Source organism: Gemmatimonadaceae bacterium (genome assembly GCA_035533015.1).
In the GTDB taxonomy this organism is placed as follows: domain Bacteria; phylum Gemmatimonadota; class Gemmatimonadetes; order Gemmatimonadales; family Gemmatimonadaceae; genus JAGWRI01.
This window is the reverse complement of record DATLUQ010000029.1, coordinates 151,743-167,381: the sequence shown is the minus strand read 5'-3', so window position 1 is coordinate 167,381 and position 15,639 is coordinate 151,743. Positions and strand designations below refer to the sequence as shown.

General features: G+C 69.7%; 14 protein-coding genes. All 14 read left to right on the top strand.

What is annotated here, in order from left to right:
* Nucleotides 1–5: 5 nt before the first annotated feature.
* The 14 genes from VNF92_06585 (at nucleotide 6) to VNF92_06520 (ending at nucleotide 15,639) form a co-directional block, all read left to right on the top strand.
* A complete protein-coding gene (locus VNF92_06585; GenBank protein HVA57539.1) occupies nucleotides 6–590 on the top strand; it encodes an OmpH family outer membrane protein in 585 nt (194 codons plus the stop codon).
* Nucleotides 587–1,657, top strand: a complete 1,071-nt coding sequence (gene lpxD, locus VNF92_06580) for a UDP-3-O-(3-hydroxymyristoyl)glucosamine N-acyltransferase (protein HVA57538.1) — start codon at nucleotides 587–589, stop codon at nucleotides 1,655–1,657. The genes VNF92_06585 and lpxD overlap by 4 nt, the downstream gene beginning before the upstream one ends.
* Nucleotides 1,654–2,922, top strand: coding sequence for a bifunctional UDP-3-O-[3-hydroxymyristoyl] N-acetylglucosamine deacetylase/3-hydroxyacyl-ACP dehydratase (locus VNF92_06575; protein ID HVA57537.1), 1,269 nt, complete (start codon nucleotides 1,654–1,656; stop codon nucleotides 2,920–2,922). Before lpxD ends, VNF92_06575 begins: the two co-directional genes overlap by 4 nt.
* Entirely contained in the window at nucleotides 2,919–3,695 is a 777-nt protein-coding gene (gene lpxA, locus VNF92_06570) for an acyl-ACP--UDP-N-acetylglucosamine O-acyltransferase (GenBank protein ID HVA57536.1), read from the top strand. Before VNF92_06575 ends, lpxA begins: the two co-directional genes overlap by 4 nt.
* Nucleotides 3,692–4,693: a Gfo/Idh/MocA family oxidoreductase gene (locus VNF92_06565; GenBank protein HVA57535.1), complete on the top strand. Its 1,002-nt coding sequence runs from the start codon at nucleotides 3,692–3,694 to the stop codon at nucleotides 4,691–4,693. The genes lpxA and VNF92_06565 overlap by 4 nt, the downstream gene beginning before the upstream one ends.
* A complete protein-coding gene (gene lpxB / locus VNF92_06560; protein HVA57534.1) occupies nucleotides 4,686–5,813 on the top strand; it encodes a lipid-A-disaccharide synthase in 1,128 nt (375 codons plus the stop codon). The genes VNF92_06565 and lpxB overlap by 8 nt, the downstream gene beginning before the upstream one ends.
* A complete protein-coding gene (locus VNF92_06555) occupies nucleotides 5,810–6,472 on the top strand; it encodes a lysophospholipid acyltransferase family protein (protein ID HVA57533.1) in 663 nt (220 codons plus the stop codon). The genes lpxB and VNF92_06555 overlap by 4 nt, the downstream gene beginning before the upstream one ends.
* The gene (gene lpxK / locus VNF92_06550; protein ID HVA57532.1) at nucleotides 6,469–7,509 is read left to right on the top strand and encodes a tetraacyldisaccharide 4'-kinase; all 1,041 of its coding nucleotides are present in this window, start codon (nucleotides 6,469–6,471) and stop codon (nucleotides 7,507–7,509) included. The genes VNF92_06555 and lpxK overlap by 4 nt, the downstream gene beginning before the upstream one ends.
* A 22-nt stretch (nucleotides 7,510–7,531) precedes the next feature.
* Nucleotides 7,532–8,839, top strand: coding sequence for a Glu/Leu/Phe/Val dehydrogenase (locus VNF92_06545; GenBank protein ID HVA57531.1), 1,308 nt, complete (start codon nucleotides 7,532–7,534; stop codon nucleotides 8,837–8,839).
* A 28-nt stretch (nucleotides 8,840–8,867) separates the two neighbouring features.
* Entirely contained in the window at nucleotides 8,868–9,323 is a 456-nt protein-coding gene (locus VNF92_06540; protein ID HVA57530.1) for a 23S rRNA (pseudouridine(1915)-N(3))-methyltransferase RlmH, read from the top strand.
* Between the two features lie 82 nt (nucleotides 9,324–9,405).
* Nucleotides 9,406–10,977, top strand: coding sequence for a bacillithiol biosynthesis BshC (gene bshC, locus VNF92_06535; protein ID HVA57529.1), 1,572 nt, complete (start codon nucleotides 9,406–9,408; stop codon nucleotides 10,975–10,977).
* Nucleotides 10,970–12,589, top strand: a complete 1,620-nt coding sequence (gene murJ / locus VNF92_06530; GenBank protein HVA57528.1) for a murein biosynthesis integral membrane protein MurJ — start codon at nucleotides 10,970–10,972, stop codon at nucleotides 12,587–12,589. Before bshC ends, murJ begins: the two co-directional genes overlap by 8 nt.
* A gap of 39 nt (nucleotides 12,590–12,628) precedes the next feature.
* Nucleotides 12,629–14,497 carry an excinuclease ABC subunit UvrC gene (gene uvrC, locus VNF92_06525; protein HVA57527.1) on the top strand — a complete coding sequence of 623 codons (1,869 nt, stop codon included), beginning with the start codon at nucleotides 12,629–12,631 and terminating at the stop codon, nucleotides 14,495–14,497.
* The gene (locus VNF92_06520) at nucleotides 14,494–15,639 is read left to right on the top strand and encodes a threonine synthase (protein HVA57526.1); all 1,146 of its coding nucleotides are present in this window, start codon (nucleotides 14,494–14,496) and stop codon (nucleotides 15,637–15,639) included. The genes uvrC and VNF92_06520 overlap by 4 nt, the downstream gene beginning before the upstream one ends.

Below are 15,639 nucleotides of genomic sequence, written 5' to 3'. Positions count from 1 at the left end.
CGCTCATGAATTCCATTTTTCGTGCGACGACCATCGCGGCCGCCGGCCTCGTGCTCGGCGCGATGCCGACCCGCGCCCAGCAGCCGGCGGTACCCAAGATCGTCTACGTGAACACGCAGGCCCTGCTCGACGTGGCGCCGGGGCGCGCCCAGGCAGAGTCGACATACAACGCCGAATCGGCCGCCTGGACCACCGAGTTGAGCACGCTCAGCGCGAGCATCCAGACGATGATCAGCGACTACCAGAAGGCCGAAGCGACGCTGACCGACGCGGCCAAGCAGGCGCGGCAGAAGGCCATCCAGGCCAAGCAGCAGGAGTACGCCGACCGTCAGAGCGCGATCAATCAGCAGGCCCAGTCGCGGCAGACCGAGCTGATGGGCCCCGTGATGCAGGCCGTGCGCGACATGCTCGACAAGGTCCGAGTCGACAACGGCTACGAGCTGATCATCGATTCGCAGGCGGTGCTGAGTTCGGACAAGAACCTCGACATCACCGACAAGGTGATCGCCCGGTTGAAAATCGCCGCGGCCGCCAAGAGGGACTCGGCCGCCAAGGCGATCAAGAAGCTGGACACCCCACCCAACGAGTGACGGCGGAGCGGGCGGCGCGTGGCGGAGGCGGTGAGGACGGACTCGTTCTCACCGCGGCTGACGTCGCCCAGTTGGTCCACGGTGAATTGAAGGGCGACGCGGCGGTGGTGGTGCGCGCCATCGCCCCGCTCGACCGTGCGCGGGCCGACGAGTTGAGCTTCTGCGCGTCGGCGAAGTACGCGCCGTTCCTGGAGTCGTCGGCAGCCGGCGTCGTGCTCGTGACGCCGGAGCTGGCGGGGCTGCCGTCGGCGGCGGGGGCGCGTATCGTGGTCGCGAAGCCACACGACGCGTTGCTGTCGCTCATCCCACGGTTCTATCGGGCGCCGGGGCGGACGCCCGGCATCCATCCCACGGCGATCATCGGCTCCGGCGTGCGGATCGGCGAGGCGCCGAGCATCGGACCGTACGCGGTGATCGAACCCGGGGCCATGCTCGGCGATCGCGTGACGGTCGGTGCGCAGACCGTTGTGGGGGCGGGCGCGCGTTTGGGCGACGACGTGCAGCTCTACGCCGGCGTGACCGTGTATGCCAATGCGCAACTGGGCCGGCGTGTGATCGTGCAGTCGGGGGGCCGGATCGGCGCCGACGGGTTCGGGTATGTGTTCCGCGGCGACCGCCACGAGAAGATCCCGCACGTGGGCGGATGCATTCTCGAGGACGACGTCGAGATCGGCGCCAATTCGACGATCGATCGCGGGAGCATCGACGACACGGTCATAGGCGCTGGAACGAAGCTCGACAATCTGGTGCAGGTGGGGCACAACGTCCGGATCGGCCGGTTGTGCCTGCTCATGGCGCAGGTGGGCGTTGCCGGATCGGCGCACATCGAAGACGGGTGCATCCTGGCCGGACAGGTAGGGGTGGCGGGCCACCTCACGATCGGCGCGGGGGCGACGCTGGCCGCGCAGGCCGGCGTATTCGGTGACATCCCGGCCGGAGAGACCTGGTCGGGCTACCCGGCTCGGCCGCACAAGGAAGCGCTCCGCGCGCAGGCCGCGATGTTCAAGCTGCCCGGCCTGCTACGACGCATCGAGCGGCTGCTGGCGCGGTCCGAGGAAGACGCGTGAGGCGGCGCACGGTCGCCAGGCCAGTGAGCATGGAGGGCGTGGGGCTTCACCTCGGCGTTGCCTGCCGGCTGACGTTCCAGCCGGCGCCGAGTGGGCAGGGCGTCGCGTTCCGGCGTACCGATCTGCCCGGCGAGCCGCTGATCGCAGCCACCGTCGATACCGCGGTGCTCAGCGACCGCCGCACCCAGATCGGCGAGGACCCGGTGTCGGTGCACACGGTGGAGCACGTGCTGGCGGCGGTGGGGGCGCTTGGCATCGACGACGTGATCATCGACCTGGACGGACCGGAGCCGCCGATCGTGGACGGCAGCGCGGCGCCGTTCGTGGAGGCACTCAAACGGGCAGGCATCGCGCCGCAGCCCGGAATCGTCCAGTTTTGGGAATTGCGCCAGGCGGTGCGGGTAGCCGACGGCGACTCGGTGTACGAGGCGTACCCGGCCTCGGATCTGGAGCTGGACGTGACGATCGACTTTCCGCATCCGCTGATCGGGCGGCAGCGGTGGGCGTCGGGGGTGAACGAATCGGTGTTCGTTTCTGAGCTGGCATCGGCGCGCACCTTCGGCTTCACGCGTGAGGTGGAGCCGCTGCGGGCGATGGGGCTGATTCGCGGGGCGTCGACCCAGAATACGGTGGTGCTGGACGAGTCGGCGGTGGTGGATAACGTCTTGCGGTGGTCCGATGAATTCGTGCGCCACAAGGCGCTGGACTGTGTGGGAGATCTGGCGCTCGCCGGGGCGCGGGTGAGGGCGCGCGTGGTGGCTGTGAAGCCGAGCCACCGCGGCACCGTGAAGCTCGTGCGGGCGATGCGTGAGGCGCTCAAGAAGGAGACGACCGTGCTGGAGATCGACGACATCATCAAGGTGCTGCCGCACCGGTATCCGTTCCTGTTGGTGGATCGCATTCTGGAGATGGAGCCGCGGAAGCGCATCGTGGGACTCAAGAACGTCACGATCAACGAGCCGTTCTTCCAGGGACACTTCCCGGGCCATCCGATCATGCCGGGGGTGCTGATCATCGAAGCCATGGCGCAGGTGGGGGGCATGCTCTTGATGGGCACGTTCCCGGACCCGCAGAACAAGGTCGTGTATTTCACGTCGCTGGACCACGTGAAGTGGAGGCGGCCCGTGCGTCCGGGCGACCAGTTGCGGTTCGAACTCGACGTGGTTCAGATCCGCGGCGCGATGTGCAAAATGAAAGGCGTGGCCAGGGTGGACGGAGAAATGGTGGCGGAAGCGGAGATGGGCGCCATGGTGCGCGACAAATGAGCGCGATCATCCATCCAACAGCGATCGTCGATCCCGGCGTGAAGCTCGGCCGCGGCGTCGAGATCGGACCCTGGGCGATCGTGGGCGAGGACTGCGTCATCGGCGACGGCTGCAAGCTCGCCGCGCGCACGGTGTTGGAGCGGCACGTCACGCTGGCCCCCCGCGTCACGGTGGGGATCGGGTCGATCCTCGGTGGCGCGCCTCAGGACCTCAAGTTCAAGGGCGAACGGACCACCGTCGAAGTCGGCGAGAATACGGTGATCCGCGAGTATGTGACGATCAATCGAGGCACGAGCCAGAGTTACAAGACGACGGTGGGGCGCGACTGCTTCGTGATGTCGTACGTCCACCTGGCGCACGACTGCCACATCGGGAACAACGTGATCCTGGGCAACAACGTGCAATTCGCGGGGCACGTGACCGTCCACGACCGGGCGATCGTGTCGGGTCAGAGCGCGGCGCACCAGTTCGTGAAGATCGGCGCCTATTCATTCGTGGGGGGGTGTTCGCGGATCGCCAAGGACGTCCCGCCATACGTGAAGGCCGTGGGCAACCCGATCAAATTGTTCGGACTGAACAGCATTGGGCTGCAGCGCAACAATTTTTCCGAGCCGGTGGTGCGGGAACTGAAGCGGGCGTACCGCATGTTCTTCAAATCCGAACTGAACGTGTCGCAGGCGCGAGCCAAGGCACGGACCGACCTCCAGATGTTCCCGGAGGTCGAGGCGTTCCTGCAATTCTTCGACGAGAGCGACCGGGGAGTGGTGGTGTGAGCGATATCCGTGTGGGAGTGATTGGGGCCGGGGCGCTCGGATTCCATCACGTGCGCATCATGCGCGAGATGCCGGGCGTGGCGTTTGCCGGATTCTACGAAGCCAATGCGGCGCGGGCGGCCCACGTGACCAAGGAGCTGGGTGTTCCGGCGTTCCCGAGCATCGACGCACTGCTCGACGTTGTGGACGCAGCGACGGTCGTCGTCCCCACGCCAGCCCATTTCGCCGTGGCCAAGACGGCGCTGGAACGTGGCAAGCACCTGCTGATCGAGAAGCCGATCGCCGCCACGCTGGCCGAAGCGGACGAACTGGTGGCGACCGCCAAGCGCACCGGGGCGCTCATCCAGATCGGCCACGTGGAACGGTTCAATCGCGCGATCCGCGCGGCTCTGCCGTACGTCGAAGCGCCCCGGTTCATCGAGAGTGACCGGCTGGCGCCGTTCAATCCACGCGGATCCGACGTAGCCGTGGTGCTCGACCTGATGATCCACGACATCGACCTGGTGCGCACGCTCGTGGGGAGCGGCGTGTCGGGGCTGACGGCGGTGGGCATTCCCGTGCTCACACCATTCGTGGACATCGCCAACGCGCGCATCGAATTCGCGTCGGGGGCGGTGGCCAACATCACGGCCAGCCGCGTGTCGCGCGACCGGATGCGCAAGCTGCGCATCTTCCAGGGGAGCGGGTATCTGTCGCTCGACCTGGCGGCCGGCGTGGGGGAGTTCTATCGGTTGCGCACCGACGTGGATCTCGCGGCGCTGGCCAAGGCCGCGGCGTCGGTGGACGCGTTCGTGGAACGTGTGCCGTTGGAGGCGCCTGAAGGGGAGCCCTTGCGGCTCGAATTCGAGAGCTTCCTGGAGGCGGTGCGCGGCACGGCACCGGTGGTCGTGAGCGGCCACGATGGGCGCGAGGCGCTGGCCGTGGCGCTGCGCATCGTGGGCGAGATCGAACGGACGCTGCCGGCGCTCAAAGGCGCCGGAGACCACGCGCGTGCGTGAGATCGTGTTCGTCGCCGGGGAGGCCTCCGGCGACCTGCACGCCTCCGGGGTGGCCCGCGAACTCAAGGCGCGAGGTGCGCCCTTCGCGCTCGTCGGCATCGGCGGAGATCAGATGCGCGAGGCCGGCGTCGCGTTGCTCGAACACGCCGACCAATTGGCGGTGATGGGGTTCGTCGAGGTGCTGCGCCACGTGCCCAAGCACTGGGCGCTGCTGCGGCAACTCGAAGCGCGCATCCGGTCGGGCCGCGTGGCGCTGGTCATCCTGATCGACTATCCAGGATTCAACATGAAGGTCGCCAGGGCGGCGGCCGACGCCGGTGTCCCGGTGCTGTACTACATCACGCCGCAGGTCTGGGCATGGGGCGCAGGGCGTCTGGACAAGCTGGCCCGGTGGGTGACGAAGGCGGCGGTCATCCTGCCGTTCGAGCAGGCCCTATTGGCCGAGCACGGAATCGACGCGACGTTCGTGGGACACCCCCTGCTCGACCGGGTGGCGGCCCTGCCGAGCCAGGCCGAGGCGCGCGCCTCGCTCGGCGTGCGGGCCGACGCTCCGATGCTCGCGCTCTTTCCGGGCAGCCGGGCGCAGGAGATCCTGCGGCACCTCGACGATTTCGTGCGGGTGGCCGACGAACTGCGCCTTCGCGACCCGCGTCTACAGGTGGTCGTGAGCGTCGCGCCCACGGTGAACCTCGATACCGGCCAGTGCCCGTACCCCATGGTGCGCGGGGCGTCGTTCACCGTGCTGCGCGCGGCCGACGCCGCGATGTGCAAGAGTGGGACGACCACGCTCGAAGCCGCGGTGGCCGGTTGCCCGCTGGTCGTGGCGTACCGCACGAGCAGGGTCACCTACGCCCTCGCCCGGCGGCTGGTGCGCATCCCGCACATCGGACTGGTGAACGTGGTTGCGGGGCGCGAGCTGGCACCCGAGTTCGTGCAGAGCGCGTTGCGTCCGGCAGCGGTGGCCGACGCGCTGGAGCCGCTGTTGCGACGCGGCGATCCGGGGCGGGATGCCATGCTGGCCGGGCTGGCCGAGGTGCGCGGGGCGCTGGGCACGGCGGGCGCCGCAGGGCGGGTGGCCGACATGGCGGCGGCGCTGGCCGCAACCCCTGGTCGGCGATGAGCGATCGCAGCGCGGCGGATTGGCGCACGCGGTGGACCGCGCGTCTGGGGGTCGCCGTGGTGTGGTTGTTGGCGCGTACGTGGCGCGTGCGCTACGTGCATGATGCCGCCCTCCGGGAAGCGCGGCGTCGCCGGGAGCCCGTGCTGATCGTGATCTGGCACGGGCAACTGCTGGCGCAGCTGTGGGCGCACCGGGGGCAGAATATCAGTGTGCTGATAAGCGAGCACCGCGACGGCGAGTTGATCGCCCGCATCGCCGAGGCGCTGGGATACCGCACCGTGCGCGGCTCGACGACGCGGGGCGCCAGCCGGGCGCTCGTCGGCATGACGCGGGAGTTGGATGCCGGGTTCGACGTGGGGATAACGCCCGATGGACCGCGGGGGCCGGACCACAGCTTCGCCGCGGGAACGCTCCTCGTGTCGCAGCGGTCCGGCCGGCCGGTCGTGCCGTTCGGCGCCCATGCCTCGCGTGCGTGGCACCTGAAGAGTTGGGACCGATTCACGATTCCGAAGCCGTTTGCCCGCGTGACGATCGCCTACGGCGATTTCATCAGCCCGCCGGCCGGGAATCCGCGCGACCTCGCCGCCCTGACGCCGAGCTACCGGGCGGCGCTGGACGCGGCCGTGGCGGTGGCCGCGGGGGCAGCGGGGGGCGCGTGAGCGACTCCATGCTGCACCGGCTCTGGTTCGATCGCGGCGGTGCTGCGGGAGCCGCCAGGCTCGGCCTGTGGCCCGCCGCGGCCGTCTTCCGGGCCGTCGTGGCGGCCCGGAACGCCCTGTACGACCTTGGAGCGCTTCCGGTGCGCCCCGGGGCTATCCCGGCGATCGCCGTCGGCAATCTGACCGTCGGGGGCACCGGCAAGACCCCGGTGTCGGCCTGGATGGCCGGCGAGTTGGCCCGCCGCGGCGCGGCGCCAGCCATCGTCCTGCGGGGGTATGGCGGCGACGAGCCGCAAGTGCACGAGCGGCTCAATCCGGCCATTCCGGTGGTGGTCGAAGCCGACCGGGCGGCCGGGCTAGCGCGGGCCCGCGCACTCGGAGCCACGATCGCGGTGCTCGACGACGCGTTCCAGCACCGGGGAGTGACGCGCCTCGCGGACGTGGTGCTCGTCTCGGCGGAACGGGGCCTGCGCGGGTGGCGGATGCTGCCGGCGGGGCCGTTCCGCGAGCCGCCGTCGGCGTTGCGCCGGGCAGCCCTTGTGGTGGTGACCCGGAAGACGGCGAGCGCCGCCGAGGCGGCCCAGGTGCTGGCGGGGGCAACCGAGATTTCGGGAACCCCGGGCGCCGTGGTGCATCTGGAGGCCGCCTCCATCGAGGCGGCCGTGTCGGGCGCGTCGCTCCCGCTGTCGGCGGCGGTTGGGCGGCGCGTCGTGCTGATCACGGGGGTCGGGGAACCCGAACTGCTCGCCGCGCAGCTGCGCCGCGCCGGGGCCGACGTGGAGCTGCTGGCGTTCCCGGACCACCACGCGTTCAGCGACGCGGAACTGGCGCGGGCGGCCGCGGAGGCCTCGCGCGGCGACGCCCTGGCCGTCTGCACCCTCAAGGACGCCGTCAAGGTATTGCCGCGGTGGCCCGGTCCCGGGCCGCTATGGTATGTTTCACAACGGTTGACCGTCGACCAGGGGAGGGAACACCTGGAGCGTCTGATTGACGCCGCGGCCGCCGCGACCCGATCCAACCCTCCAACCGCCGGCTAGCGCCGACTCACATCCGACTCTCATGGCGACTGATCTGAGACTGCCAACACATAAAATCGTCCGTCCCGACAAGGACCGCTTTCTCGACGAGGACAATCCCTTCGAGGCGATGATGTCGCGGTTCGATCGCGCGGCGGAACTGCTCGACCTCGAGCCCGGGCTGTACAAGGTCCTGCGGCATCCTGAGAAACAGATCATCATCTCGATCCCCGTGATGCTCGACAGTGGTGAAGTCGAGGTGTACACGGGGTATCGTGTCTTGTACAACACGTCACGCGGGCCAGCCAAGGGCGGGATTCGCTTCGACGAACACGTGACGCTGGAGGAGGTCAAGGCGCTGGCGGCTTGGATGACCTGGAAGTGCGCGGTAGTCAATCTGCCGTTCGGGGGATCCAAGGGGGGCGTGATCTGCGACCCTCTCAAGATGAGCGTGGGCGAGCTGGAGCGGCTGACTCGGCGCTACACCTCGGGCATCATGAGCACCCTGGGGCCGGACTCCGACGTTCCAGCGCCCGACGTGAACACGAACGAGCGCGTGATGGCGTGGGTGATGGACACGTACTCGATGCACATGCGGCACACGGTCACCGCGGTGGTGACGGGCAAGCCGGTGGAGATGGGCGGCTCGCTGGGCCGCCGGGAAGCAACCGGGCGCGGGTGCATGATCGTGATCAAGGAAGCGCTCAAGCATCTCGGGATGGAGATCAAGGGCGCGACCGTGGCCGTGCAAGGCTTCGGCAACGTGGGTTCGGTGGCGGCGGATCTGTTGGCGCGAGAAGGGTGTAAGATCCAAGCGATCAGCGATCGCACCGGCGCCTACTACAACAAGGCGGGCATCGACGTCGCCGCGGCCATCAAGCACGTACAGGATCACAAGTCGCTCGAGAAGTTCGCAGGAGGCGATGCGATCTCCAACGCCGACTTGCTGACGCTGGACGTGGACGTGCTGGTGCCGGCGGCGCTGGAGAACGTGATCACGAGCAAGAACGCCGATAAGATCCGCGCAAAAGTCATCTGCGAGGGCGCCAACGGGCCGACGACGGCGAAGGCCGACGAGATTCTGGATGAGAAGGGCGTGTTTGTGATCCCCGACATCCTGGCCAACGCCGGCGGCGTGACGGTCTCGTATTTCGAATGGGTGCAGGACCGCGGCGGCTATTTCTGGACCGAGGATGTGGTGAACGAACGGCTGAACGACATCATGCGGAACAGCTTCGCCGACGTCCTGCGCCTCTCCACCACGCACAAGGTGAACATGCGCACGGCGGCCTACATGCTGGCGATCAGCCGTGTGGCCACGGTGCACCGGCTCCGCGGCGTGTACGCGTGAACCCGGCGCACGGTCGCGCGGCGTGCAGGTGATCCTCGCCGCCGTCGGCAAGCCGCGCAATGCGGCGCTGGCGGCGGCGATCGCGTTCTACGAGATGCGCGCCGGCCGATACTGGCCGCTCGTGGTGCACGAAGTCCGGGAGGAGCCGGCGCGGTCGGCGCCCCCCGATCTGGTCCTGGCCCGCGAGGGCGAGCGTCTCGCGGCCAAAGTCGGCGCCGCCGATCTCGTGGTGTGCGACGAGCGGGGCGACGCGATGACATCGGAGGCATTCGCCCGATACCTCCAGGCAGCGCGCGAGCGGGCGCGTGATGTCGCGTTCGTCATCGGCGGAGCCTACGGCCTGGCGCCCGTATTGCGCGACCGAGCCTCCAAGCGCCTCGCGCTGGCGTCGTGGACCCTGCCGCACGAGATGGCCCGGCTGGTGCTGTCCGAGCAACTGTACCGGGCGGGGACGATCGTCCGCGGCGAACCGTACCACAAGTGATCGCGGAGGCGTGGGCGCCGGCACGTGGCCCATGTCCACACGCGGCCGCTATCTTGGTGGACATGCGCGCCCCGATCATTCGATGAGTGAACCGCGTGTGGTCACCGACCCGCTGGGCGGCTCGCCCCTCTCGCGCGCCGTGCAGGCGGGCCGCGTGGATGCGGCGATCGTACCGCCGGCACCGGCCGACGCCGAAGCCTGGCGCGCGAGGGCGCTCGCGATCGGGAGTGCCGCCGGGGCAACCTGGCTGCCGGCAGTGCGCGACGCGTTCGGCGCGCCCGGAATTGCCATGGCGCGTCTGGAGCGGGTGGCGCGCGCCGGCGGCGTGGTGGTGACGACAGGACAACAGCCGGGGCTGTTCGGCGGTCCCGTGTACACCTGGTCGAAGGCCATCGGTGCGCTGGCCATGGCCGACGCGATCGAGCGTGAGACGGGCGTGCCGGCGGCGCCGGTGTTCTGGGCCGCCACCGACGATGCGGACTACTCGGAAGCGAACCACACCACCGTCGTGGACAACGACGCGGTCCGCGTGCTGGCTACGAGCGCGGAACCGCCGGCGGGCACGCCGATGGCGGGCGCGCCCCTGGGTGCGGTGAAGCCGCTGCTCCAACTGCTGCGGACGGCCTGCGGGTCCATGGCTTACGCGGCCGCTTACGAGGCGGCGGCCTCGGCCTACGCGGACGGGGCCACGGTGGGCGGCGCGTATGTGCATCTGCTGCGCGCTCTGCTCGACCCGCTGGGCATCGCCGTGCTCGACTCGTCCCACGCGGCCGTGCGGCATGCGGGTGCGGGTGTGCTACGCGGGGCGTTGGAACGTGCAGCCGCCGTCGACGCCGCGCTGGCAGCGCGCGGCGCCTGGCTGGTTGCGCACCAATTCGATCCCCAGGTGGCCCACGTCGCGGGACTGTCCACGGTGTTCGTGCACGAGGCGGGCATCAAACGGCGCGTGCCGCTGAGCGAGGCGGCCGCGGTGGCCGCGGCGGTCGCGCCGGACCGCCTCAGCCCGAACGTGGTGCTGCGCCCGGTACTCGAGCGCGCGATCCTCCCGGCGGTATGCTACCTCGGCGGCCCCGGGGAACTCGCCTACTTCGCGCAGGTGTCGGCGGTGGCGAGCGCGCTGGCGGCGCCACAGCCGTTGGCGGTGCCGCGGTGGTCGTGCACCATCGTCGAGCCCGCGGTGGATCGCGCACTGGCGCGGCTGGGCATCGGGCTCGACGAATTGGGGGATGCGGAAGGTCTGGAACGACGGGTGGCGGGCGCGGCGGTTCCCGGTACCGTCCGTCAGGCCCTCGAGGTGCTGCGGGGCTCGATCGACCGGGGATTGGCTGGCGTGGGCAACGCCGACGCGGCGTCGGCCGGTGGGGCGCTGCTGCGCCCCGACGTGCTCGAGGGAGCGAAACGCCAGCTGACGTTCCGCGTGGACCGCCTGGAGCGGCGGGTTGTGGCGGCAGCCAAGCGCCGGGGGAGCGATGCGCTCCGGGACCTGCGCCTGGCACAGGCGTTCACGCGGCCCGAGGGGCACCGGCAGGAGCGGACGCTCAACTTCATTCCGTTTCTCGCGCGGCACGGCGACGATCTGTGGCGCGCGATGCAGACGGCGGCTGCCGACCATGCGGCGGGGATGGTGAGCGGGGGAGCGGCGCGTGGTGCGTGAACCGCGGCCCCACGGGGCGGCGGACCATCGCGCGCCGCGCACGCACACCGGAGCGGCGGCGGCCCTGGTGGCCACGGGCATCCTGGCCTCGCGGGTGCTGGGCCTGATCCGCAACTCGCTGATCGCGCGGTACCTGGGGACCACGGTGGCGGCGGACGCCTGGACCGCGGCATTCAAGGTTCCTAATACCCTTCAGAATCTGTTCGGAGAGGGCGCGCTCTCGGCGGCGTTCGTGCCGGTCTACGCGCGGTTGCTCGGTGCCGGCGAGGATGCCGAGGCCGACCGGGTCGCCGGCGCCGTGGCGGCGATCCTCGGGCTGACGATCGCGGTGTTCGTGCTGGTGGGCATTCTCGCCGCGCCGCAGTTGATCTACGCCATTGCCCCGGGGTTCAGCGGCGCGCGGCGCGCGTTGACCGTGACGCTCACACGCATCCTGTTTCCGGGGGCCGGCTTCTTGGCGCTGTCGGCGTGGTGCCTCGGTGTGCTGAACAGCCATCGAAAATTCTTGATTGCGTATACGGCCCCGATCGCATGGAATCTGTCGTTGATCGTGGCGCTGCTCTGGTGGGGACCGGGGGCTGACAAGGCGCATGTGGTCACGGTGATGGCCTGGGCGTCGGTGTGCGGCAGCATGCTCCAGTTCGCGGTCCAGCTGCCCGCCGTGCGGAAGGTGGCGCCGCGGTTGCGCGTGGCGTTCGAGGCGACCAGCACCAACGTGCGCGAGATCATCCGGAACTTCGGACCGGCCTTCGTGAGCCGCGGCGTGGTGCAGATCAGCAGCTTCATCGACCAGATCCTCACGAGCTTCCTGCCCATCGGCATGCCCGCGGTCTTCGGGTTCGCTAACACGCTGTATCTGCTTCCAGTGAGCATGTTCGGCGCCGCAATCTCGGTCGCCGAGCTGCCCGAGATGTCGCGGGCCACGGCGGAGGAGCACGAGGCCGGGGGCACGCTGCGGCCGCGCATCGACGCCGGACTGCGGCGGATCGCCTTCCTCGTTGTGCCGTCGGCCGTGGCGTTCGTCACGCTGGGCGACGTGCTCATCCGCGTCGTGTACGAGCACGGGCATTTCACCGCCATCGACGCCGTCTACACCTGGGCCGTGTTGTGCGGCTCGGCCGTCGGGCTGCTGGCCGGCACCCTGGGGCGGCTGTATTCGTCCACCTACTACGCGCTCCGCGACACGCGGACGCCGCTGCGGTTCGCGGTGATTCGCGTGGCGCTCACCATGGTGCTCGGCGCGACGTTCGCGTTCGGCGTGCCGCGATGGTTCGGGCTCGATCCGCACTGGGGGGCGGCCGGACTCTCCGCGTCGGCCGGGCTCGCGGCGTGGGTGGAGTTCACGCTCCTGCGCCGCCGCCTGAACGCGCGGATCGGCGAGACCGGACTGCCGGCCCGGTTCACGATTACGTTGTGGGGGCTGGCCGCGGCGAGCGCCGTCCTCGCGCTGCTGGTGCAGCGCTCAACCGGCGACTGGCGCCGGATGGCGGCCGGGGTGGCCGTGATCGCGGTGTACGGCACGGCGTACATGGGCGGCGCGATGCTTCTTCGCGTGCCCGAGGCGCACGGCATCGTCTCGGGTTTCACGCGCCGGTTCCGGCCCGGACGCTGAGCCGCCCCGGGCGCTGGCGGCGGACGATATAATTCACCCGTGACCCTGCCGGCGAGCCTCTTCGATCGGGTGAGCCACCTCCCCGAGTCTCCGGGCGTCTACCTGTGGAAGGACGTCCGCGGGGAGGTGCTGTACGTGGGCAAGGCCAAGCGGCTGCGCTCGCGCGTGCGCAGCTACCTGGCCGCGGAGCGGCTCGAGAATCCGAAGACCCGCGTCATGATGCGGCAGGTGGCCGACCTCGAGACGATCGTCGTGCCCACGGAGCCGGCGGCGCTGATCCTCGAATCGAATCTGATCAAGGAGCACCGGCCGCGGTACAACGTCGTATTGCGCGACGACAAGTCGTACCCGTACATCAAGGTGGCGGTGCACGAGCCGTTCCCGCGGGTGCTCGTCACGCGGCGTCTGCTCGACGACGGTGCCCGCTACTTCGGCCCGTACACCGACGTGGGCGCGATGCGCCGAGCGCTCAACGTGGTGAAGCGCTTGTTCACGGTGCGGTCGTGCAACTACGACATGCCCCGTCAGATGCCCGAACGGCCGTGCCTGGACTACTACATCAAGCGGTGCAAGGCGCCGTGCGTGTTCCTGCAGAGCCAGGCCGACTACCGGGCGATGATCGACGAGGTGTTGGTGTTCCTGGACGGCCGGACCGACGAGGTCATCCGCCGCGTGAAGGAACGGATGGACGCGGCCGCGGCGGCGCTGGACTTCGAACGTGCGGCGGAGTTGCGCGATGCGCTCAAACACTTGGACCGGATGGAAGAGCCGACGGTCATGCTCGAGGTCGAGGGCGGGGACCGCGACGTGATCGGGTTCGCGCGCGACGGCGACGACGCGTGCGTGGTGCTGCTGCGCATTCGCGGCGGCAAGCTGCTCGGCCGCGAGCACCAGTTCGTGGAGCACGTGGAGGGGGAGAGCGACGCGGCCGCACTGTCGGCCTATCTGGTGGGCGGATACCTGCCGCTCGACGATCACGCCCCCGAGGCGTTCCTCCCGTTCGCGAGCGAGGATCCGGAGTTGACGCAGGTCTCGCTGGCGCCGGTGCGCCTCGTCGTGCCGCAACGGGGCCCCAAACGCGAGCTGGTGGCGCTCGCCGAGCAGAACGCACGCCATCTGCTCGAAGAAGCCCTGCTGGAAGGGGATGAGACCACCGAGCGTGCCGGCGATCCGGTATACGAACTGCAGCGGCAACTGGGGCTGCAGAAGCTTCCGCGGACGCTCGTCTGCTTCGACATCTCGCATGCCCAGGGCACGGACACGGTCGCCTCGTGCGTCTGGTTCCAGAACGGCCGGCCCAACCGCGCGGAGTACCGCAAGTTCAACGTGAAGTCGGTGAACGGGATCGATGACTTCGCGTCGATGCACGAGGTCGTGGGCCGGTATTTCGCCCGGCGCGCCGAAGACCAAAAGCCATTGCCCGATCTGGTGGTCATTGACGGCGGGAAGGGACAGCTTGGCGCCGCGCACAACGCGCTCGTGGAGCTCGGTCTGGGCGAGATGCCCATGATCAGCCTGGCCAAGCGCGAGGAGGAGATCTTCGTCATCGGGCGCGGCGAGTCGCTGCGCCTGCCGCGCCGATCGCCGGCGCTGCGCATGCTGCAGCAGGCGCGGGACGAAGCCCACCGATTCGCGATTAGCTTTCAACGGAATCGCCGGAAGGCGCGCACCGTCACGTCGGCGCTGCTCGACATCCCGGGAGTCGGGCCGTCGAAGCGGCGGCAGCTGCTGCAGGCGTTCGGATCGTTGCAGGGCGTGCGCGACGCCACGCCCGAGGCGATCGCCGCCCTGCCGGGATTCAGTGAAAAATTCGCCCAGCGCGTGCTCGCCGCGCTCCGGGCTTCATCGCCCACCGCACCGCCGCCGGAAGCCCCGGCGGCGCCACGTTTCACCGAGGAATCCTCGTGACGCATTGGCACCTCGAGTGCTCGGCCTGCTCGCACACGGCGCCGGGCGATAGTCTCGCCACCGTCTGCCCCGCGTGCGGGCAGCCGTATCTCGTTCGTTACGACATGCCGTCGCCGCGCCGCGACGCGATTGCCCAGCGCTGGGACATGTGGCGCTACCGGTCGATCCTGCCCGTGCTGGCCGACGAGGAGCCGGTGTCGCTGGGAGAGGGTACGACGCCCATGATGGAGTTGCCTGAACTCGCCCGTGCGATCGGGGTGCGCCGGCTCTGGGTCAAGGACGAGGGCCTCAACCCCACGGCGTCGTTCAAGGCGCGCGGGATGAGCGCGGCGGTGACGCGGGCCGCGGGGCACGCGGTGCCGGGCCTGGTGGTGCCCACGGCGGGCAACGCGGGCGCGGCGCTCACCGCGTACGGGGCGGCCGCCAAGCTGCCGGTGCGGGTGTACGCACCGCGCAGCACTCCCAAACCGATTCTCGACACGATTGCCGCCCTGGGGGCCGACCTGCAGTTGGTGGACGGCCACATCGGCGACGCCGGCAAGCAGGCCAAGGCATTCGCCGCGGAGAGCGGGTATTTCGACGTGTCCACGCTGCGCGAGCCGTACCGGATCGAGGGCAAGAAGACGATGGGCATCGAGGTCGCCGAGCAGTTGGGCTGGCGGCTGCCCACGCACATCGTGTATCCCACCGGCGGCGGCACCGGGCTGATCGGGATGTGGAAGGTGTTCGCCGAGTTGCGGGCGTACGGATGGCTGGCGCCTGATGAGGCGTATCCGCGGATGATCGTCGCCCAATCGGCGGGTTGCGCGCCGATGGTGCGCGCATTCGAGGCGGGCGCCGACCATGCCACACCGTGGCAGAACCCCGAGACGTACGCCAGCGGACTACGGGTGCCCGGCCCGCTGGGCGACCGGCTCATTCTCCGCGCCTTGCGCGAGAGTGGGGGCGATGCCCACGCGGTGAGCGACGACGTGATCCGCGTTGCCACGGCCCGGCTGGCCCGGGGGTCGGGAATGGACGTGTGCCCCGAGGGCGGGTGTGCCTTTGCCGTGGCCGAGCAGCTCGTCCGGGCCGGCCGCATCGGCGCGGATTCCGAGGTCGTGGTGTTCAACACCGGCAGCGGCGCATCATACAGGTTCTGA